This is a genomic window from uncultured Corynebacterium sp. (assembly GCF_902489365.1).
Lineage (GTDB): Bacteria > Actinomycetota > Actinomycetes > Mycobacteriales > Mycobacteriaceae > Corynebacterium.
Map to the genome: position 1 here is coordinate 35,645 of NZ_CABTZR010000005.1, position 18,644 is coordinate 54,288.

General features: G+C 61.1%; 21 protein-coding genes. 3 read left to right on the plus strand and 18 right to left on the minus strand.

What is annotated here, in order from left to right:
* Nucleotides 1–3: 3 nt before the first annotated feature.
* On the minus strand, nt 4–1,170 hold the full coding sequence (dxr, locus tag RDN59_RS01670) for a 1-deoxy-D-xylulose-5-phosphate reductoisomerase (RefSeq protein ID WP_308606276.1): 1,167 nt from the start codon (nt 1,168–1,170) through the stop codon (nt 4–6).
* Nucleotides 1,171–1,362: 192 nt separating this feature from the next.
* On the opposite strand from dxr, the gene RDN59_RS01675 reads away from it, so the two are divergent.
* Nucleotides 1,363–1,812 (plus strand): DUF2631 domain-containing protein, encoded by a 450-nt coding sequence (locus RDN59_RS01675; protein WP_308606278.1) that lies wholly within the window; start codon nt 1,363–1,365, stop codon nt 1,810–1,812.
* An 80-nt stretch (nt 1,813–1,892) separates the two neighbouring features.
* Here RDN59_RS01675 and RDN59_RS01680 read toward each other — a convergent pair whose 3' ends face one another.
* The 3 genes from RDN59_RS01680 to rlmN all read right to left on the minus strand — a co-directional run bounded on the left by RDN59_RS01680 (nt 1,893) and on the right by rlmN (nt 5,478).
* Nucleotides 1,893–3,482, minus strand: coding sequence for an ABC transporter permease (locus tag RDN59_RS01680; protein ID WP_308606280.1), 1,590 nt, complete (start codon nt 3,480–3,482; stop codon nt 1,893–1,895).
* Nucleotides 3,479–4,294 carry an ABC transporter ATP-binding protein gene (locus RDN59_RS01685; protein WP_308606282.1) on the minus strand — a complete coding sequence of 272 codons (816 nt, stop codon included), beginning with the start codon at nt 4,292–4,294 and terminating at the stop codon, nt 3,479–3,481. Before RDN59_RS01685 ends, RDN59_RS01680 begins: the two co-directional genes overlap by 4 nt.
* Nucleotides 4,295–4,371: 77 nt before the next feature.
* On the minus strand, nt 4,372–5,478 hold the full coding sequence (gene rlmN / locus RDN59_RS01690; RefSeq protein WP_308606283.1) for a 23S rRNA (adenine(2503)-C(2))-methyltransferase RlmN: 1,107 nt from the start codon (nt 5,476–5,478) through the stop codon (nt 4,372–4,374).
* Between the two features lie 93 nt (nt 5,479–5,571).
* Between rlmN and RDN59_RS01695 the strand changes: the two genes are divergently transcribed.
* On the plus strand, nt 5,572–5,976 hold the full coding sequence (locus RDN59_RS01695) for a lipopolysaccharide assembly protein LapA domain-containing protein (protein ID WP_308606285.1): 405 nt from the start codon (nt 5,572–5,574) through the stop codon (nt 5,974–5,976).
* A gap of 3 nt (nt 5,977–5,979) precedes the next feature.
* On the opposite strand, the gene RDN59_RS01700 is transcribed toward RDN59_RS01695, so the two are convergent.
* The 5 genes from RDN59_RS01700 to rpsB all read right to left on the minus strand — a co-directional run bounded on the left by RDN59_RS01700 (nt 5,980) and on the right by rpsB (nt 10,467).
* Entirely contained in the window at nt 5,980–6,834 is an 855-nt protein-coding gene (locus RDN59_RS01700; protein WP_308606304.1) for a phosphatidate cytidylyltransferase, read from the minus strand.
* A 132-nt stretch (nt 6,835–6,966) separates the two neighbouring features.
* Nucleotides 6,967–7,524: a ribosome recycling factor gene (frr, locus tag RDN59_RS01705; protein ID WP_308606286.1), complete on the minus strand. Its 558-nt coding sequence runs from the start codon at nt 7,522–7,524 to the stop codon at nt 6,967–6,969.
* Between the two features lie 70 nt (nt 7,525–7,594).
* Entirely contained in the window at nt 7,595–8,332 is a 738-nt protein-coding gene (gene pyrH / locus RDN59_RS01710; RefSeq protein ID WP_308606287.1) for a UMP kinase, read from the minus strand.
* Nucleotides 8,333–8,578: 246 nt separating this feature from the next.
* Nucleotides 8,579–9,391, minus strand: a complete 813-nt coding sequence (gene tsf, locus RDN59_RS01715) for a translation elongation factor Ts (protein WP_308606288.1) — start codon at nt 9,389–9,391, stop codon at nt 8,579–8,581.
* 248 nt (nt 9,392–9,639) lie between these two features.
* Nucleotides 9,640–10,467: a 30S ribosomal protein S2 gene (rpsB, locus tag RDN59_RS01720; RefSeq protein WP_046648052.1), complete on the minus strand. Its 828-nt coding sequence runs from the start codon at nt 10,465–10,467 to the stop codon at nt 9,640–9,642.
* Between the two features lie 394 nt (nt 10,468–10,861).
* On the opposite strand from rpsB, the gene RDN59_RS01725 reads away from it, so the two are divergent.
* The gene (locus RDN59_RS01725) at nt 10,862–11,368 is read left to right on the plus strand and encodes a M23 family metallopeptidase (protein ID WP_308606289.1); all 507 of its coding nucleotides are present in this window, start codon (nt 10,862–10,864) and stop codon (nt 11,366–11,368) included.
* Here the strand turns inward: RDN59_RS01725 and RDN59_RS01730 are convergent.
* From RDN59_RS01730 to rplS, 9 genes are all read right to left on the minus strand, one after another.
* A complete protein-coding gene (locus RDN59_RS01730) occupies nt 11,331–12,242 on the minus strand; it encodes a tyrosine recombinase XerC (RefSeq protein ID WP_308606290.1) in 912 nt (303 codons plus the stop codon). The two genes, RDN59_RS01725 and RDN59_RS01730, sit on opposite strands and share 38 nt — an antisense overlap.
* A gap of 15 nt (nt 12,243–12,257) precedes the next feature.
* On the minus strand, nt 12,258–13,436 hold the full coding sequence (gene dprA / locus RDN59_RS01735) for a DNA-processing protein DprA (RefSeq protein ID WP_308606291.1): 1,179 nt from the start codon (nt 13,434–13,436) through the stop codon (nt 12,258–12,260).
* Nucleotides 13,433–14,956: a YifB family Mg chelatase-like AAA ATPase gene (locus RDN59_RS01740; RefSeq protein WP_308606292.1), complete on the minus strand. Its 1,524-nt coding sequence runs from the start codon at nt 14,954–14,956 to the stop codon at nt 13,433–13,435. The genes dprA and RDN59_RS01740 overlap by 4 nt, the downstream gene beginning before the upstream one ends.
* On the minus strand, nt 14,943–15,380 hold the full coding sequence (locus tag RDN59_RS01745) for a YraN family protein (protein WP_308606293.1): 438 nt from the start codon (nt 15,378–15,380) through the stop codon (nt 14,943–14,945). Before RDN59_RS01745 ends, RDN59_RS01740 begins: the two co-directional genes overlap by 14 nt.
* A 207-nt stretch (nt 15,381–15,587) precedes the next feature.
* Nucleotides 15,588–15,893 (minus strand): DUF2469 domain-containing protein, encoded by a 306-nt coding sequence (locus RDN59_RS01750; protein ID WP_005528899.1) that lies wholly within the window; start codon nt 15,891–15,893, stop codon nt 15,588–15,590.
* Between the two features lie 87 nt (nt 15,894–15,980).
* Nucleotides 15,981–16,622 (minus strand): ribonuclease HII, encoded by a 642-nt coding sequence (locus RDN59_RS01755; RefSeq protein WP_308606294.1) that lies wholly within the window; start codon nt 16,620–16,622, stop codon nt 15,981–15,983.
* 5 nt (nt 16,623–16,627) lie between these two features.
* The gene (lepB, locus tag RDN59_RS01760; protein ID WP_308606295.1) at nt 16,628–17,329 is read right to left on the minus strand and encodes a signal peptidase I; all 702 of its coding nucleotides are present in this window, start codon (nt 17,327–17,329) and stop codon (nt 16,628–16,630) included.
* Nucleotides 17,307–18,002 carry a signal peptidase I gene (gene lepB, locus RDN59_RS01765; protein ID WP_308606305.1) on the minus strand — a complete coding sequence of 232 codons (696 nt, stop codon included), beginning with the start codon at nt 18,000–18,002 and terminating at the stop codon, nt 17,307–17,309. Before lepB (RDN59_RS01765) ends, lepB (RDN59_RS01760) begins: the two co-directional genes overlap by 23 nt.
* 232 nt (nt 18,003–18,234) lie before the next feature.
* Nucleotides 18,235–18,579 carry a 50S ribosomal protein L19 gene (gene rplS / locus RDN59_RS01770; RefSeq protein ID WP_046648044.1) on the minus strand — a complete coding sequence of 115 codons (345 nt, stop codon included), beginning with the start codon at nt 18,577–18,579 and terminating at the stop codon, nt 18,235–18,237.
* Between the last annotated feature and the right edge of the window lie 65 nt (nt 18,580–18,644).

Consider the following 18,644-nt stretch of genomic DNA (forward strand, 5'->3'; position numbering starts at 1 on the left):
TTTCTAACGAGCGAGCGAATCCACCAGCGCGTTCGCGCGACGGCGGGCCTCACCCTCCACGGCGAGGACATCATCGACGCTAGAGGGTACACCAGCGAACTCCGAGGCCTGACCCACGACGTGGCTAACCACGTCAACAATTTCCGGGAAGTGGATGCGGCCCGCCAAGAAAGCTGCCGCGGCCTCCTCGTTCGCAGCGTTGTACACGGCAGCATGCGTGCCTCCGGCAGCGGCTACCTCCCGGGCAAGGCGAACGGCTGGGAAGGCTTCGTCATCGAGCGGCTCGAAGCGCCAATCATGTGCGGTGGAAAAGTCCAACGCTGGCTGAGCACCCGGCACTCTGTGCGGCCAGTCCAGCGCCAAGGAGATCGGCAGCTTCATCGACGGCGGCGAGCATTGTGCAATCGTGCAACCATCGGTGAAGGTGGCCATGGAATGCACGATGGATTGGGGGTGGACGGTGACGTCAATGAGGTCCGGGGGGACGTCGAAAAGCAGCGTCGCCTCGATGAGCTCCAGGCCCTTATTCACCAATGTCGCCGAATTCAGGGTGTTCATCTGCCCCATCGACCACGTCGGGTGTTGCGCTGCTTGCTGCGGGGTGACATCCCACATCTCCTCGCGGGTCCACCCACGGAAAGGACCACCAGAGGCAGTAAGAACGAGGCGCTCAAGCTCCACACCGCTGCCCGCGCGTAGGCACTGCGCCATGGCGGAATGCTCGGAATCCACCGGAATGATCTGCCCCTCCCCCGCCAAGCGAGTGACGATGGAGCCGCCGGCGACGAGAGATTCTTTGTTCGCCAACGCCAACAGCTCGCCCTTCTCCAAAGTGGCGATGGTGGATGCCAAGCCCATGGATCCAACGAGCGCGTTGAGAACCTTATCCGCATCGATGGCCTTGACAAGTTCTTCTGCGGAGTCTGGGCCCGACAGCACAGCGCCGCCGAGGGCCTCGGAGACGGTGCGTGCCGCATCGGGCTTGGCGACGGCCACGTGGTCAAACGAAAGGTTGAGGGCACGAGCCTGCTCGATAATAAGCTGCGGGTTGGAACCGCCGGCGGCAATGCCCACGACCGTGAACTTATCCGGATTATCTGCGATAACGTCCAGAGCTTGGGTGCCGATCGAGCCAGTAGAGCCGAGAATCAGAATGCGTTGGGTACTCACACTCTCAACCCTAGCCGGTCGACCCTAGTCGGAGTCCCGTGCGCTCCGATAGCGATAGGCGGGGGTGTTTAATCGCGGTTGTCGGCAGGATCATTTAAACTACTACAGAGAATAACTGGCATTTTTCGTGCGCTCGCTCGACTCAACTAGTTCTAACCAGGGTGAGCTGCATGTACACGCAAAGGAGAGCAAGTGTCTTCCCACAAGCCGGCATCGCAGGTTTTCGACGGCGTATCCACCGATGACGTCCCGTCCGCAGGTTTCGGTTGGTCCCGCATCAGCCGCTCGGGCGTACAGATCGCCGGCTGGACATCCGTCGTCTTCCTGCTTGCTTATAACTTTGGTAACCACAAGGGCCACGTGGAGACGATTTGGCTTATCGCCTTGGCAGTCCTTATCGCCCTCGGTTTGGTGATTTACGCCCTGCAGCCGAAGCTCTCCCAGGTGCGCACCCTGACCGCCCGTAACAAGCCGGTAGGCCACGAGGAGCCGGACTGGGCATACGAGCAGAAGACCGTTCACAACGTCTACGCTTCCCTGACTGATGATGAGCTGCGTGCCCTCAACATCGAGCCCTCCCGCGTTGCCCACCTTCGTGGTGTGACCGAAGGCCGCCACGCCGCCAAGCCGGTGGCTAACTAAAAGCCTCTTCGCTTTAACCAAAGCTCCCTCTCCGCAGTTCATGTATGAATTGCGGAGAGGGAGCTTTGCTTTGCGCTCACCTAAGTCACGTAGCGGTTGACCACAGCGTAGATTTCCGGTGTCCGCTCCTGCGCTCTGTTTCCGGCGAAGCGCCAGACACCGGCGTAGACGAGCGCCGGAACCAGCAGAGAAACTATCACAGCGGCGTACAGCAGCCAGCCGCCGCGCTCATAGCTGAGGGCAGAGACCACGATGCCAGGAAGCGCGGGCACCCACACCAGCAGCATGCCGACAAACGCCGTGAAGAAAGCGCCAGCGGAATAGCCGGACTTATCATTCCACCGGTTCTGCCCAGGAGCGGACAAGGGATAAGGGTTAAGCACGGTCAGTCCCAAGCCCACCGCCGCCGTGGAGATGAACACGCCTATGGCCACAGCTGTGCTCAACAAGCCCAAGGTGACGTCATCACTAAAGACAAGAACCACTACAGCAAGCAGCACAAACCCAATCAAGGGAATGGTGACGTGTGCGAGGTGGCGTGCATGGAGGATGGTGCGCGGAGCAACCGGTGCCACCATGTGAACCCAATTCGACGGTCCATCAAAGCCATAATCATTAGCCAAGAGCGAAGAGAGCACGATTGCGCTGAAGCACAGCATGAAATAGGCGGCGAAATCATCGCCCTTCCACAACTGATAGAGCGTCAACACGCCAAACAAAGGCATCATGTAGAGCATGCCTGCTTGCCGTTTATCACGGGTGAGATAACGCAACGCACGGGTATACTCCATCGCCGCAGGGCTGGAATAAGACCACGCGCCCAACTCCAACTTGGATACGCCCTTGCCCGTCACCTCGCTGGCTACGTCACCACCCGCTCCCGGATTGCGCATGAGGCCGGCTATCTGACACGACCACACCCAGCCCAGCAGTCCAAGGCTGGCCACCGCGATGAGCAGTTGGGCTAGGGCGGTGAGGAAGTGGCCGTCGGCAAGCGCGAGCGCCCACCCCACCCCCGCACCAAACGGGGTCCAGGCCATGATGGCGCCGACTCTATCAAGTGGTGGCAAGGACTCGAGGACGCTCTGCGCTTGCAGCACGCCAAAGACCAGCAGGCCCATCACGACCATCGCCGCGATCTGGGTGCGGGATTTCTGGGAATCCGCGATGGCAGAAGCCACTTGGCCAAGGCATTCGCCAACAATGATGGTCGTCGCGCACGACAGCACCATGCCCACGACGAAGGGCACCGCAGCCCACCCGGGTCCTGTCAGGATGAGGAAAATGGTGCCGATGATCGCATACACCAGGGAAAAGACGACCGACATGATGGCACGGGTGGTCAGCAGGCCGGCAAAGAACAAGCCCGGAAGGACCTCGCGGGGAGTCAGAGGAAGGGCTCCTAAGGTTGTCGGACTCAGTTGGTTCTCCCCCGCCGGCATAAAAAGAGCGAGGAGAACGTAGATGAGCATGCCGCCCGCCACGCCGACGGTCAGTGCTTGGTAGCCGTGTCCGGGCGTGGTGATATCGGCATATGCCATAGCTGCGATGGAAAGGAGGCCGATTGCTCCGTAGATCAGCATCATGAGCCCCATCATGAGCGTCGCCGGGTTGGAGGAAACGCTTCGCCACCACAAAGTGCGATGAAGGCTGAACAGAGTGGATGTCATTCGCGCTCACCTGCCGCTGGCGAGCGCAGCCACCCAAACTTCGAGGCATCCAGATCCCGCCCGCCGACGGCAGCGATAAATAGATCGCTCAGGCTTTGGCCCTGGCGGACATCGTCAACGTGTCCCGCAGTGATGACTTGGCCGCCGTTGATGATGGCGACGTGATCACACAGCCCCTCGACGAGCTCCATGACGTGGGAGGACAAGATCACCGTGCCGCCGCGCGAGGCATAGGCGCGCAGCATCTGCTGGATGAGGCGCCCGGAGACCGGATCCACGGCTTCCAGCGGCTCATCGAGAATGAGCACCTCCGGGTTGTGCAGGACGGCCCCGGCCAGGAGGATCTTTTTGGTCATGCCGGCGGAGTAGTCGGCGATGCGTTTGTCGGCGGCCTCGGAGAGGGAGAGGGCGTCGAGAAGCTCCTGCGCACGGCGCAGCGACTCGGAGCGTTCCAGTTTGTGAAGGGCACCGAGGTAATGGAGGTATTCAGCGCCAGTGAGACGGTCAAAGACCGGCGCCCCATCCATGAGCAGCCCCATGGCCTGCTTGGCGGGAATGGGCTCCTCCCACACATTGTGACCAGCGATGAAGCTCTGGCCTGAATCGGGGCGCTGGAGACCGCAGGCCATGGTCAGCATCGTGGTCTTGCCCGCGCCATTGGGCCCCACTATCCCGTAGATGGATCCGCGTGGAACATCCAGGTTGAGGCTATTGACAGCGATCTGAGAACCAAAGGACTTGCGCAGATCGCGCACCGCCAAAGCTTGGCTGCGCGGATCTGCGGCTAAGTCCTCGCGATAAGGATGAGTCATAAGCCTTAACGGTATCAAGAACCATTAATGCTTTGTTCTCCGGCGAAACTATTGTTAGGAAACTGTAAGCAGAGCTCTTAAGCGCTCTCGCGCTCGTCGGCGGCGAGCTGGCCACAGGCCGCGGCAATTTCATCGCCCTTGGTATCGCGCACGGTGCACGGCACGCCTTGCGCAATGACGCGGCGGACGAACTCGTCCTGACGCGCCTTCGGGGCGGCGTCCCACTCGGAACCCGGCGTGGGGTTGAGCGGAATCACGTTGACGTGAACCTTGGAGCCCAGCGCCGCATGGAGCTTCCGGCCCAACATGTCTGCGCGGAAATCCTGATCATTCTTATCGCGGATCAGCGCGTACTCGATGGAGACGCGGCGGCCAGACTTATCGGCGTAGTACTTAGCGGCATCGAGGACCTCCTCAACCGGCCAGCGGTTGTTCACCGGCACGAGGGTATCGCGCAGCTCATCGTCCGGGGTGTGCAGGGAGACGGCGAGGGTGCAGGACAAATCCTCATCTGCGAGCTTGCGGATGGCCGGGGCCAAGCCGACCGTGGACACCGTGACATTGCGCTGGGAAAGGCCGAAACCGTTTAAGTCAGCACCGGTAATCTGGCGCACCGCATGGACCACGCGCTTGTAGTTGGCCAGCGGCTCACCCATACCCATGAAAACAACGTTGCTTAAGCGCCCCCCTTCCTCTTCCATGAGGCGAGCAGCGTGCCTAAACTGCTCCACGATTTCCGCGGTGGACAGGTTGCGGTCCAACCCGCCCTGGCCGGTAGCGCAGAACGGGCAGGCCATGCCGCAGCCAGCCTGGGAAGAGATACACAGGGTGGCGCGCCCTGGGTAGCGCATGAGCACGGACTCCAGCAGCGTGCCGTCGTGCAAACGCCACAGGGACTTGGTGGTTTCGCCGTCATCGGTGGAAGTCTGACGGATGGGTTGCATGAGCGTGGGGAACAAACGCTCCTGAACTGCCTCGCGGGAGGCAGCCGGGATATCCGTCATCTCGGAGACATCAGCGGTGTGGTGGACGTAGTAGTGCTTGGCCAGCTGCTTTGCCCGGAACTTGGGCAGCCCAAGTTCCGCGAGCGCCTCAATGCGCTCGGCCTCGGTCAGGTCCGCGAAGTGCTTCGGGGGTAACCCGCGGCGCGGAGCGGAGAAATTCAGTTTCAGTGGTTCAGCCATGGTAGAGCCCATTTTCCACGTTTTTGGCCACATTATCCAATCTAAGCTCTGCTGGAGTGGCGAAAGTGACATCTCAACCTATTTAATAGATGCATGACGAATCCAGAAAACTCCCCTGAGGAATTCCGCACCACCGCGCCGGCCGACGAGCCGCTGACTGATTACACCGCGGAAGCCCCCGCCACCGAAGGCTCGGTAGAGCCAGTTCCAACCACGCCGAATAATGAGAACAAGAATGATGGCAAGGTGAAGGGCTCCTTCGCCGCCAGCACGTGGATTGCCCTCATCGTAGGCTTCCTGCTGCTCATCGTCCTTATCATCTTCATCCTGCAGAACCAGCACCAAGTACCGCTGAACTTCCTTAACTGGTCAGTGCAGTTCCCCGCCGGTGTCACCTACCTCATCTGCGCCATTGCCGGCGCGCTCATTATGGCCCTGGTGGGCGGCTGGCGCATGTTCGAGTTGCGCCGCCAGGTACGCAAGCAAGCGCGCCGCTAAGACCTACGGCGCCAGGGTGGTCAGGAAGCTCATTGCCACCCACGTGACCATCGCGGATGGCAGCATGCCATCCAGGCGGTCCATGATGCCGCCGTGACCGGGCAGCAAGGCAGACATATCCTTGATGCCCAATTCTCGCTTAAACTGAGACTCCACCAAGTCACCGAGGGTGGCGCAGAAAACGAGCCCGAGGCCCATGAGCGCACCCACCCATGGTGTGTGGTGCAGCAGGAACGCGAAACTCAATGCACCGGTTATGGTGCCGAAAACTACCGAGCCGGCAAAGCCCTCCCACGACTTCTTGGGGCTCACCGCGGGAGCCATGGGGTGCGAGCCAAACATCACGCCGGCGATGAAACCACCGGTGTCTGAGGCGACGACGCACAGCATAAACACGACAATCGACGCCGCCCCCGAGGCAAAGGGGGTCTCCACCCGCGAAAGCATCGCGGCAAAGGTGCCAAAAAGTGGGATCCAGGTGAGAACGAAAATACCCACGGACATATCGCGCAGATAGTTGATCGGGGGGCGGTGTCTGCCGTTGTGAAAGAGGCGGCCGAACATGAGCGCCAAGACCGCAACCACATAAACCGCGACGAGGCCGGAGGCATTGAGGAACCACGAGACCCACACCATGGCTTGGCCCAAGACGATGAGCAACGTCCGCGGGACGTAGTAGGAGTGTTCCCGCAGCCTGGTAAGGACCTCCCACATGGCTAGACCCAGCGCTGTGGCTACGACGAGGTACCACACAAGGGGCCCGGCCCACACCGCAAAGACAACGAGCGCACCCAAACCAACACCAACGGCAATCGCCGCGGGCATGTCTCGACCCGCGGAGTTTTTGGGTTTGGGCATTCGGCTCGAGTGCTCAGTGCTCACGCGTGCTCCTCATTCAATCGTGGGGTAAGTCAAGGTCTACACAGAAAAGACCGCCGTGCTGGTCGGTGCCTGGCGCGGCGGCAAGTCAAAACTCTGTGAGCGCGGAGGCTAGACCTCCATGAGCTCTTCTTCCTTGTTAGCTACGAGCTGGTCTACCTGATCGATGTAGCCGGAAGTAATCTTTTCCATCTCCTTCTCGGCGGCGATAACTTCGTCCTCACCCGCGTCGCCATCCTTCTGCAGCTTCTTCAGCTGCTCCATGGCACGGCGGCGGATGTTGCGGATAGCAATCTTGCCGTCCTCGCCCTTGCTCTTGGCCAACTTGACCATGTCACGGCGGCGCTCCTCGGTCAGCTGCGGGATGGTCACGCGCAGTACTTGACCGTCATTCGTCGGGTTCACACCCAGATCCGAGTTGCGAATTGCGTTCTCAATCTCATTCATCACGGACTGCTCATAAGGCTTGATGAGCAGCATGCGCGGCTCAGGGACCGAGATGGTTGCCATCTGAGTAATCGGGGTCGGAACCCCGTAGTACTCAGCGACCAAGCCGTTAAACATGGACGGGTTGGCGCGGCCGGTGCGGATGGTGAGCAGCTGCTCACGGGTGTGCTCTACCGAAGCGGTCATGTGCTCTTCAGCTTCGAGCTGGATCTCGTCGATCATGAGGGTTACAACTCCCTTGAAATAGTCAAAAGTTCTGGGAAAGAATTTAGCAGGTCGCAGCCCATTTGTACTAGGACTGGACCAGCGTGCCGATCTTCTCGCCGTTGACAGCACGCTTGATGTTGCCCTCGGTGAGCAGGTTAAAGACCAAAATCGGCATATTGTTGTCCATGCAGAGGCTGAATGCGGTGGCATCGGCGACCTTCAGACCCTTCTCAATAACCTCACGCGGGGTGATTTCGGAATACAGTTCGGCATCCGGGTTGGTGCGGGGGTCGGCCGAATAGACGCCGTCGACTGCCTTGGCCAAGAAGAGGACTTCCGCGCCGATCTCTAGGGCTCGCTGCGCCGCAGTGGTATCGGTGGAGAAGTACGGCATGCCCATTCCGGCGCCGAAGATGACGACGCGGCCCTTTTCCAAGTGGCGGTCGGCACGCAGCGGGAGGTAGGGCTCAGCGATCTGGGCCATGTTGATGGAGGTCTGCACGCGGCAGTCGATGCCCTGCTGCTTGAGGAAGTCCTGCAGTGCCAGGGAGTTCATGACGGTGCCGAGCATGCCCATGTAGTCGGAGCGCGCGCGGTCCATGCCGCGCTGGGAAAGTTCGGCGCCGCGGAAGAAGTTACCGCCGCCGATAACGACGGCGATTTCGGTACCTTGCTTCGCCACCTCAGCGATTTGGCGGGCGACGTTTTCTACCACATCAGGGTCGATGCCGACCTTGCCACCGCCGAACATCTCACCGCCCAGCTTGAGCATGACTCGCTTGTATCCGGTTCGCTTCGGTTCAGGGTTGGTCACGGTCCTCATCGTCTCCTTCACGCATGGCGACGCTTCAGTTAAGCGCTTGAATAATTCTGTTCCATCTTAACCATAGGAAGCCGCTCACTAATACTCAGCTGCGTGCGAGCCCCACCCTCAGGGGCAGGCTAAAACAGCGAAATCCCTCCCCCATCTCTTTCCCTCGGCCACGCGGCTAAAGGAAATGAAGAGGGGGAGGGAGCAGAGCGCAGTCGCCGCACTACGCGGTCATGACTGCGGCAGCGTCAGGAACGCTTAGGCGCCAACCTCGTAGCGGACGAAACCGGTGATGGTGGTGCCGGCCTCGTCTGCAACCTGCTTGACGGTCTTCTTGGAGTCAGACAGGGAAGCCTGCTCCAGCAGGACGACGGACTTGTAGAAGCCGTTGAGGCGGCCTTCCACAATCTTCGGCAGCGCAGCCTCCGGCTTGCCCTCCTCGCGGGTGGTGGCCTCAGCGATCTCGCGCTCCTTCTCAACGACCTCAGCCGGGACGTCCTCGCGGGTGAGGTACTCAGCGTTCATGGCAGCAATCTGCAGGGCTACTGCGTGTGCACCCTCAGCGTTGCCCTCGTAGGAAACGAGAACACCGACAGCCGGCGGCAGGTCAGCGGAACGCTGGTGCAGGTAAACAGCAACGTTGTCACCCTCGATGGTGACTGCACGGCGTGCCTGCAGCTTCTCACCGGTCTTTGCGGACTCTTCGTCGACGACCTCGGAAACCTTCTTGCCATCGATCTCGAGGTTGTTGAGCTCCTCGCCGGAGTTAACCTTAGCCTCGCCAGCAGCCTCAGCAATCTTGGCAGCGAAGGACTTGAAGGCCTCATTCTTTGCCACGAAGTCGGTCTCACAGTTGATCTCGACCATGGTGTTGCCGGACACGGCAATCAGACCCTCGGTAGCCTCACGCTCAGCACGCTTGGACACGTTCTTCGCACCCTTGATGCGCAGGTACTCAACGGCCTTGTCATAGTCACCCTGGGACTCGTCGAGAGCCTTCTTGCAATCGAGCATGCCGGCGCCGGTGGCCTCACGCAATGCCTTTACGTCTGCAGCAGTGTAGTTCGCCATAGTTGGAGCGATCCTCCTTGGATTTAAACGGTATTCGTTGAAACAGCGTAGCTGAATCGCTACCACCACGTCGCGTTGAGGGGGGTGTTAGCTTTCTCCCACTCCCCCAACGGAGGAAACCCTCCGCGTGGTGTTTCACCCCTGTGGTGTGTCACGCGCCTTCGCAAGCTTCGGAAAACACGTGAGAAAAAGCCCCCATCGCCGCGGACAGTAGGGGCCGCGCGGTACGGGGGCTTCAGGTATGCAGATTACTCTGCGGACTTCTCGGCGTCCTCGGACTTCTCAGCGGAAGCCGGGTCAGACGCAGCGGCAGCCTCAGCGGCGTCGCGGGCGTCCTTCTCAGCGGTGTCGCCGGCAGCCTCCTTGGCCTGTGCAAGCTGACGCTCCTCGCGAGCCTTCTTGCCCTCATCCACAGCGGTGGCGATGATGCCGGAGAGCAGCTTGGTGGCGCGGATAGCGTCGTCGTTGCCCGGAATCGGGAAGTCGACCTCATCCGGGTCGCAGTTGGTGTCCAGGATGGCAACAACCGGGATGTTAAGCTTCTGGGCTTCCTTGACCGCGATGTGCTCCTTGTTGGTGTCAACGATCCACAGTGCGGACGGAGCCTTGGTCATATCGGAGATACCGCCCAGGACGCGCTCCAGCTTGGTGCGCTCACGGGTCAGCATCAGAACTTCCTTCTTGGTGCGGCCCTTGTAGCCGTCCTCAGCCGCATCCATAGCCTGCAGCTCCTTCATGCGCTTCAGGCGCTTGGAGACGGTCTGGAAGTTGGTGAGCATACCGCCGAGCCAGCGGTGGTTAACGTAGGGCATTCCCACGCGGGTTGCCTCTTCAGCAACGGCTTCCTGAGCCTGCTTCTTGGTACCAACGAAGAGGATGGTGCCGCCGTGTGCGACGGTTTCCTTCACGAACTCGAAGGCCTCATCGATGTAGGTCAGCGTCTGCTGCAGGTCGATGATGTAGATGCCGTTACGGTCGGTGAAGATGAAGCGCTTCATCTTCGGGTTCCAGCGACGGGTCTGGTGACCGAAGTGGACACCAGCGTCGAGGAGCTCGCGCATGGTTACGACTGCCATGTTTCGCTCGCTTTCTATAAGTTGTTTCGGTTTTGCAAAAATTGTGCGGTGTTTTATTCCGCACCCTAGCAACGAAGGCCCTGGTCAACACCCCATTATCCCGGGGACCACGTCAACCACGGACTGTCTCTTCCTTAACCCAGGAAGCGACTACTTCGCCGCGCGTAGTCAGTCCATGTGGTAACCATTCGGTGCCGAGCACAGACTGCTGTGGACTAGCTTAGTACTGCACACACGGCGATTCCAAACGACGCGACCGAATCAGCTCCGCTGGATTGTTGACAGGCTTAACGAACTTTTCTCTAGCGCACCATGGGTTACTTCTGCAACGAGTTATCCACAGGTGGACCGCAGCCTCTTCCCACTGGTCGCGCTCACGCGCAGGCTTGAGGTCATGCGTCACCATCTACTTTGTTTATTTGCCCTGCTATGCCTCTGGGCCGCGCTTGCCGACGTCCCCCTCGCCACCGCCTTCGTTGACCCCACCACCGGGGAGCCGGTTGCTTCGCGTGTCTTGCGCGGTTTCGAGCCTCCTGAGAAGCGGTGGATGGCTGGGCATCGCGGTGTCGATCTGGACCTGCCCGTCGGCGGTAAGGTGCGTGCCGCTGGCGACGGCATTGTGTACTTCGCCGGCTCCATAGCGGGCAAGCCGGCCCTTTCGATTGCTCACGGCAACGGCCTACGCACCACTTATCAACCAGTGTTCGCGCGGGTTAAGAAAGGTGACCGAGTACAGGAAGGAGACGTGATCGGCACACTCGCGCCGTCCGTGGACGGCTATCCGGGACTCCATTGGGGCGCAATTAAAGGCCGCGAGGACTACATCAACCCGCTGGATCTCCTCGGCGAACCCGTCATTCGACTCAAGCCCGCGGGTGGGAACGAGCGTAAACGTCCTTAAGGCGCTGGGCAGAAACGTGCGTATAGACCTGCGTGGTCTGCAGTGACGAGTGACCAAGCAGCTCTTGCACGATTCGTAAATCGGCCCCGCCCTCGAGCAGGTGCGTAGCCGCGGAGTGGCGTAGGCCGTGCGGGGTGAGCCCCGGCGCGCCCGTGACTTGTGCAGCGCGTTCGACGACGCGGCGGACCTGGCGCGCATCGATTCGGCGTCCGCGCGTGCCCACAAAGACTGCTTCCGTTTCGCCGGCGAGCTCGGGGCGTCCGGTCTTCAGCCAGGCGCGCAGCGCGTCGTGGGCCGCATCCCCGAAGGGGACGACGCGCTGCTTATTGCCTTTACCGGTCACGCGCGCGGTGCGACGGGAAAGATCCACATCCCCGATATCCAGGCTCACCAATTCGGCTACGCGCGCACCGGTAGCATAGAGAAACTCGAGCATTGCGCTATCACGCAGGAAATGGATCTCATCGGCGGAGACGGCATTACCCATCAGTTCCCCCGCGGCGGCGGGAGACATCACAGTGGGCAGATGCTTGCCCACCTTGGGCGTAGCCAGGCGCTGGGCGACATCAGTCTCGAGGTACCCCTCGCGTGCAGCCCACGTGGAAAAGGCGCGCACCGCCGCGGTACGCCGCGCCAGCGTGGAGCGAGATTTTCCCTCATCGACGGCACCCGCCAGCCATGCACGAAGGGCGTTGAGAGTGAATGACGAGAAGTTCGGAACGTCGGCAGCCAGCAGGCGCAGGTCTGAGCAGTAGCCACGGATGGTCGCTTCGGAGCGCCCGCGGACGTTGCGCTGATAATCCGCAAAGTCCTCGATCGCTTCCTCCAGCTGGCCGCCCACACGCCGTTCAGCGTTACCACATGCTCCACTCATGTCACATGAGTGTACTCAGGTGCGCTGCCACATCGCGCCCGAGCGTGTAATCACCCCCATCTTTTGCATCGCCACGAGCAGGTGGATGGTCAGCGCCACCCGCATTCCCGCAGCAGCCGCGATATCCTCCGCACTCGCGCCTTCCTCCGCGCTTCCCGGTGGAGTGGAGTCATACACTTTGAGCTCGTTGCGGGACAAGCGTTGTACCGGGGTCGGCTGGAACTCAAGTTCATACTGCCCCGCAGCGTCCACTTCCCCCACTTTGCCCACGAGTCCACGTATTTCATCGACTGAGGCCACCAGTTGCGCTCGCCCATCCTGGATGCGTTGGTGGCACCCCAAGGACCCAGACGTCGTGACTGGGCCCGGCACCGCCATGGCAACCCGGCCCAGGGCCTCCGCCCAGTTCAGGGTGTTTAACGCACCAGAACGAAACCCGGCCTCCACCACCACGGTGCCGCTGGTCAACGCCGCCACGAGGCGGTTGCGGGATAAAAAGCGGAAGCGCTGTGGCCGTGTGCCCGGCGCGAACTCGGACACGATGCACCCATTCCCGGCGATCCTGTCGAAGAGACGTGCATTGCGCGCCGGGTAGGAAATGTCGATACCGCAGGCTGCCACCGCGACAGTCTGCCCACCTGCGTCGAGAGCTGCTTCGTGCACCGCTGTATCGACACCCACCGCCCCGCCGGAAACCACGGTCCATTGGTGAGCTGCTAGGCCACCAGCCAGAAGTGAGCCCGCCTCCCAGCCATACCGGCTCACGGCGCGCGTGCCCACCAGGGCAACGGATTGGGCTACCGCTTCGCGCAGGTTCCCGCCTCGAACCCAGAGGCTGTGGGGCGGGACTGCTTGGTCATCAAACGTCGCCGGGGCATCAACTAGCCCCTGGTGGTAGAACCCAAAAGCACGGGCGAATTCCTCCCCAGGCCACTCCGCGTCATCGGGTGTGATGAGCCGGGCTCCGACCGCCTCTGCGGCAGCGAGGTCTTCGTCTTGTCGTAGCCAGTCTCGCCGCGACGCTGTGGCCTGTCGCAGGGGCCCGATCCAGTCCTCCCCCTTATAGATTCCTCGCGCTATCTCCTCAGCCGGGTATTGGGTCAAGAGACCGTGGAGAGTTGGTGAGGGTCCTTCCACCACGCGGTTGAGGTAGGCCCAGGTGTGTCTGCTGGTCGACACGTTGAGTTCACTCATGCGGCCAACCTCTCGATCGTGTCAGCGCCGCGGAGATCGAGTGCGCGGCTGACGTGGTCGAGCTCGGGACGGGCGGTTCCATCGAGGTCCGCCAGCGTCCAGGCCAAGCGCAGCACACGATCCACCCCGCGCTGGCTCAGTTCTCCTTCAGCCAAGTAGGCAGCAAGCATAATCATGGCCGACTCCGCTGCTGGGCGATGACGCCGCAAATAGGAGGCGGACACGGCGCCGTTGACTACGCTTCCCAGCCCATCGGCCTCCCAGCGCGCCTTCATCCGTTCCCTGGCGGCGGCAACGCGCTGAGCTATATCTGTGGAGGTTTCCTCCCCTTCTGGGTGTAGTACCGCAGATTGCCCCGACAAAGACACAATGATGTCGAGGCGGTCGCGTAATGGGCCCGAAAGGTTGGATAGGTAGTTCATCCTGTCTGCTGCCCGGCATTCGCAGCGTGACGGTTCTTCAGCGCCGCAGCGGCACGGGTTCGCAGCCAACACCAGTTGAAAGCGGGCGGGAAAGATTACCTCGCGGCTAGCCCGAGTCAAGCGCACCTGTCCTTCTTCCAGCGGTGCGCGCAAGCTATCCAGTACTTGCGCCGGAACCTCGCTGACCTCGTCGAGAAAGAGCACTCCATGGTGCGCCAGACTCACCGCACCTGGCCGCGGACGCCCCGATCCACCGCCGATCAACGCGGCCCTCGTGACCGAAGCGTGCGGCGCGATGAAGGGAGCCCGGGAAATCGCGGTGCCAACGGCTCCCGCCACCGAGTGGATCGCGGTAGCCTCCACTGCTTGTTCCGTGGTCAAGCGCGGAAGGATGCCCGGCAAACGCGAAGCAATCATCGATTTGCCGGAACCGGGCGGCCCCACCATCATCACGTGATGGCCGCCAGCCGCAGCAACCTCAGCTGCCCACTTGGCTTCCCGCTGTCCGGCCACCTCGCTGAAATCTGCAACTTGTTCGCGCGCAGGCGCCGCAGCGTGCGTGATCAGCTGCGCGTCCGGCAGGCAATCACTTCCACACACCCAAGCGAAAGCGTCCCAAAGAGTCTCTGCCACCAGCACTCGCATGCCGGGAACCAATGCTGCTTCTGCCGCGTTACCAACCGGAATGATCAGCGTGTCATAGCCTTGCGACCGTGCCGCCAGAATCGCCGGGATGATGCCGGAGACCGGGCGAACCTGCCCGTCCAGCCCCAACTCGCCGAGCACGAGCGCCCCACTGAGCCGACTTTTCTCGGTCTGGCCTGCCGCTAAGATGGCCAGCGCCATGGGGAGATCGAAATGTGCGCCCGCCTTGGGCAACGATGCTGGTGACATGGACACCACGACTTTTGTCTTCGGCCACGGTAGGTGCGAGTTGCTCACCGCGGTCCGGATGCGATCCCGCGACTCCGAAATCGCGGCATCACCCAGTCCCACAACGTGAACTCCGGGAAGTCCGGGGCCAACGTTGGCCTCCACTGTGACCACCCGGGCCAGGACTCCATCTAGCGCTATCGTGTCGCATCTACCGAGAGCCATGGTCAACTCCCTGGAAATACTCCACCTCGAAGGCTTCCCCCGTCTCAGCCCCTGTGGACACGAGCCCGAGTACATCGAAGCGAACCTTGCTTAAGGGCTGAGTAGTACTCCGCCTTGCGCTCAGCCACTGCGCTGCAGCCTTGCGAAGGCGCTTCAGCTTGCGCGGTGTCACCGTTTCAGCCACGCCAAAGTTGCGGGTTGCTCGAGTTTTAACTTCGCAGAAGACGATGGTTCCATCAGGCTCGCGCACAACGAGGTCGAGCTCGCCCACGCGGTAGTGGACGTTCGCGGCTATCACCTGAGCCCCGCGCGCACGGTAAAAGTCAGCGGCGAACTTCTCCCCCGCTTTCCCCAGTGCATCCGCAGGGCGGATGGTCTGCCCCACGCTCGGTGAATGCACAGAAGTCGCTAGATTTTTTGTCATTATGGTGCTCCTTGGAATTGAACGTGTACACAACACGCCGCAAGCACGACACAAGACAATACCTGTGCCGCACACCCCCCTTACGGCACTTCCAGAACACCTCACTCGGCATCCCCCTGGCGAGATCCTTGAGTCTCGCCACACCAAATCTGTGGATAACTAGTCCGGACTCACCACTTTATTGGCACCCGCCCCCGCAGACGAGCGTTACTCTGGGAGGACAAAGTCCGGCTTGTCCAGCTCCTCAATGTTGACGTCCTTGTAGGTGATCACACGGACGTAGCGCACAAAGCGCGCCGAGCGGTACATATCCCATACCCATGCATCGGACATGCGGACCTCGTAATAAACGTCTGGCCCAGACGTATGCGGAATGAGCTCGACCGCATTGGCCAGGTAAAACCTGCGTTCGGTTTCCACCACATAGGAGAATTGGCTGACTACATCGCGGTATTCGCGGTACAGCGACAGCTCGACTTCAGCCTCGTAGTTATCGAGTTCCTCAGCGCTCACGGTGTGCTTCTCCTTCGCTCACAATCAACCGGGATCACGGTGTCACAGATTGAGCACCAGCTTAGTTCCCGCAGCCCGTCTCAGGCTTCAGGCGCGCGCGAGGAATTGCGCGTGCGCGCCAGCAACGTTGCGATAACTCATGCGGTGCTCCGGCGTCGCCCCCAACTGCACGATGGCCTCTTGGTGTGCGGCGGTGCCGTACCCTTTATGCGATTCCAAGGCATAGCCCGGGTAGCGCTGCGCGAGTTCATCCATCAAGCGATCACGAGACACCTTGGCCACAACGCTTGCCGCAGCGATGCAGCGCGCGGCGGTATCGCCGCCAATGATCGGCAGTTGCGGGGTGGGCAGTCCAGGGACAAAAAGGGCGTCGCTCAGCACATAGCCTGGGCGGACCTTAAGCTGTGCCACCGCGCGGCGCATCCCCGACAGGTTGGCGTGCTGGATGCCAAAGTCATCGATGTCCTTTGCCCCCACGTGCACCACCGACCACGCCAGCGCGCGACGTTTGATCAGCGGCTCCAGCTTCTCCCTGGCCGCCGGCGTGAGCTTCTTCGAGTCATCGAGCCGCTCCAAACCGGGAATGATGCGATCGGGCAAGATGCACGCGGCAATAGTCACCGGCCCGCAGCAGGCCCCACGCCCAGCTTCATCCACCCCCGCGACAGGCCCCAGCCCCGCCTTGGAGAGCGCGACTTCATAGGTTCTCTTCTGTTTGAGACGGCGCATAGCGTTTACACCGGTTGAGCATCGATAGTCTGGGCGCGGCTGAACGGCATCACCACGGCGGCAACCTTCCCGCGCACGTTCTCCACGGGAACGGTGCCCTGCAGTTTGTCTCCGAGGTGCGCGCGCGAATCCAGCGAGTTTGTGCGATTGTCTCCCATGACCCACAGGTGCCCCTCCGGGACTGTAACGGGACCAAAGTAAGCGCCGCCGCAGGCCTGCGAGCCCACGCGTTCATCAACAGGTATCTCCGGCGGATTCAGAACGAAGTCCTGGTTGGTGGGCTTGCCATCCACCATCACGGCTGGATCCCCCTCCTGGCACGACACGGTCTGCCCACCGGTCGCGATGACCCGCTTGACCAAGATATTGTCGCCGTTAGGAACGAGCCCCACGGCGGCACCAAGGTTTTGTATGCCGCGCAGGAGCACGTTGCGGGAACGCTTCACCTCAAAAGACGTGTTCCACGAGTCTGGCCCGGAAAAGACTACGACCTGCCCAGGACGCGGGTCGTTAAAGTAATAGCTCACCTTCTGCACCGCGATGCGATCATTCGTGCATCCCGGGCAGCCATGCAGTGTGGGTTCCATGGAGGAGGACGGGATGAGGTACATCCTGCCCACAAAGGCCTGAATCAGCGCCAGCGCCACGAAGGTAACTGCCAGCGCCCATAAGACATCGCGAACTCTAGGACTGGATGTCCGGGTCATCGACTCCACCGATGCGGTTGAAGGGGAAGAAGATGAACATCACCTTGCCGCGAACGTTCTCCAGCGGGATAGTTCCTTGGTACTCATCCTGCATGTGATAACGCGAGTCCGCGGAGGCCGTGCGGTTATCTCCCATTACCCAAATATTGCCCTCAGGCACGGTCACGGGGCCAAAATACGCGCCGCCGCAGGCGTAGGAACCAGTGGTCTCATCGACTCGATACGTTGGTGGATCCTGCACATAATCCTGCTCAATAGGCTTGCCATCCACCATGACTGCCGGATCCCCCTCCTGGCAGGACACCGTCTGACCACCGGTAGCAATGACGCGCTTGACCAGGGTGTTCTCGTCGGGCGGGGTGAGCGACACGTAGCTCAGGGCATCCTGGATACGGTGGATGATCGGGTTATCGGAGCGTGGCGACACCCAATTGCTGTCCCAGTCCGGGGTCCCCTTAAAGACCACGACATCACCAGGCTCCGGGCTCTTGTCGCCGTAATAAGAAACCTTCTCGGTGAAGATACGGTCGTTGTTGCACCCTTCGCAGCCGTGCAGTGTCGGCTCCATGGAGCCGGACGGGATGACATACTGCCGGCCCACGAAGTTCTGGAAAACTCCAACGACCGCGAGCACACAGACCACCACGAGGACAGTCTCCAGCAACCAAGGCATCTGCTTCTTGTCCTCAGCTGGGGGCGCCGTGCTTTCCGACGCCTCTCCCCCAGCGCCCTGGGAACCTTCAGTAAAGTCGTTTTCTTTTTCCACGGGCTAAATCCTAGCAATGTGTCTTATCCTCACGGGCCTTGTGGGCCCCGCGCGGCGCGCGCTCGAGGGATGAAACCAAAAAAGCCCTTCACCTTTCCTCGCGGTGAGGATAAGGCGAAGGGCTGTGACGCGCTGTAAATTAGCGGCGCTCCTTGATGCGGGCCTTCTTGCCGCGCAGGTCGCGCAGGTAGTACAGCTTGGCGCGGCGAACACGGCCGCGACGAACTACCTCGATGGAAGCAATGTTCGGGGAGTGAACCGGGAAGGTACGCTCAACGCCGATGCCGAAGGAGACCTTACGCACGGTGAAGGTCTCGCGGATGCCGTCGCCCTGACGGCGGATGCAGACACCCTTGAAGAGCTGGGTACGCTCGGTGCTGCCCTCGATGACCTTGACGTTGACGTCAAGGGTATCGCCCGGGCGGAAGGACGGGATATCGTCGCGCAGCGAAGCTGCATCAACCTTGTCAATGAGGTTTGCCATTGGTGTTTTCCTTTTCAGTTTAAGACAGAGGACCCTAGCGCCACCTCGCGGTGGCTGACCGGTTC

Coding starts and splice junctions, on each gene's coding strand:
- RDN59_RS01680 (WP_308606280.1), bottom strand. CDS start 3,482: ATGACATCCACTCTGTTCAGCCTTCATCGCACTTTGTGGTGGCGAAGC.
- RDN59_RS01685 (WP_308606282.1), bottom strand. CDS start 4,294: ATGACTCATCCTTATCGCGAGGACTTAGCCGCAGATCCGCGCAGCCAA.
- rlmN (WP_308606283.1), bottom strand. CDS start 5,478: ATGGCTGAACCACTGAAACTGAATTTCTCCGCTCCGCGCCGCGGGTTA.
- RDN59_RS01695 (WP_308606285.1), top strand. CDS start 5,572: ATGACGAATCCAGAAAACTCCCCTGAGGAATTCCGCACCACCGCGCCG.
- RDN59_RS01700 (WP_308606304.1), bottom strand. CDS start 6,834: ATGCCCAAACCCAAAAACTCCGCGGGTCGAGACATGCCCGCGGCGATT.
- frr (WP_308606286.1), bottom strand. CDS start 7,524: ATGATCGACGAGATCCAGCTCGAAGCTGAAGAGCACATGACCGCTTCG.
- pyrH (WP_308606287.1), bottom strand. CDS start 8,332: ATGAGGACCGTGACCAACCCTGAACCGAAGCGAACCGGATACAAGCGA.
- tsf (WP_308606288.1), bottom strand. CDS start 9,391: ATGGCGAACTACACTGCTGCAGACGTAAAGGCATTGCGTGAGGCCACC.
- rpsB (WP_046648052.1), bottom strand. CDS start 10,467: ATGGCAGTCGTAACCATGCGCGAGCTCCTCGACGCTGGTGTCCACTTC.
- RDN59_RS01725 (WP_308606289.1), top strand. CDS start 10,862: ATGCGTCACCATCTACTTTGTTTATTTGCCCTGCTATGCCTCTGGGCC.
- RDN59_RS01730 (WP_308606290.1), bottom strand. CDS start 12,242: ATGAGTGGAGCATGTGGTAACGCTGAACGGCGTGTGGGCGGCCAGCTG.
- dprA (WP_308606291.1), bottom strand. CDS start 13,436: ATGAGTGAACTCAACGTGTCGACCAGCAGACACACCTGGGCCTACCTC.
- RDN59_RS01740 (WP_308606292.1), bottom strand. CDS start 14,956: ATGGCTCTCGGTAGATGCGACACGATAGCGCTAGATGGAGTCCTGGCC.
- RDN59_RS01745 (WP_308606293.1), bottom strand. CDS start 15,380: ATGACAAAAAATCTAGCGACTTCTGTGCATTCACCGAGCGTGGGGCAG.
- RDN59_RS01755 (WP_308606294.1), bottom strand. CDS start 16,622: ATGCGCCGTCTCAAACAGAAGAGAACCTATGAAGTCGCGCTCTCCAAG.
- lepB (WP_308606295.1), bottom strand. CDS start 17,329: ATGACCCGGACATCCAGTCCTAGAGTTCGCGATGTCTTATGGGCGCTG.
- lepB (WP_308606305.1), bottom strand. CDS start 18,002: ATGCCTTGGTTGCTGGAGACTGTCCTCGTGGTGGTCTGTGTGCTCGCG.
- rplS (WP_046648044.1), bottom strand. CDS start 18,579: ATGGCAAACCTCATTGACAAGGTTGATGCAGCTTCGCTGCGCGACGAT.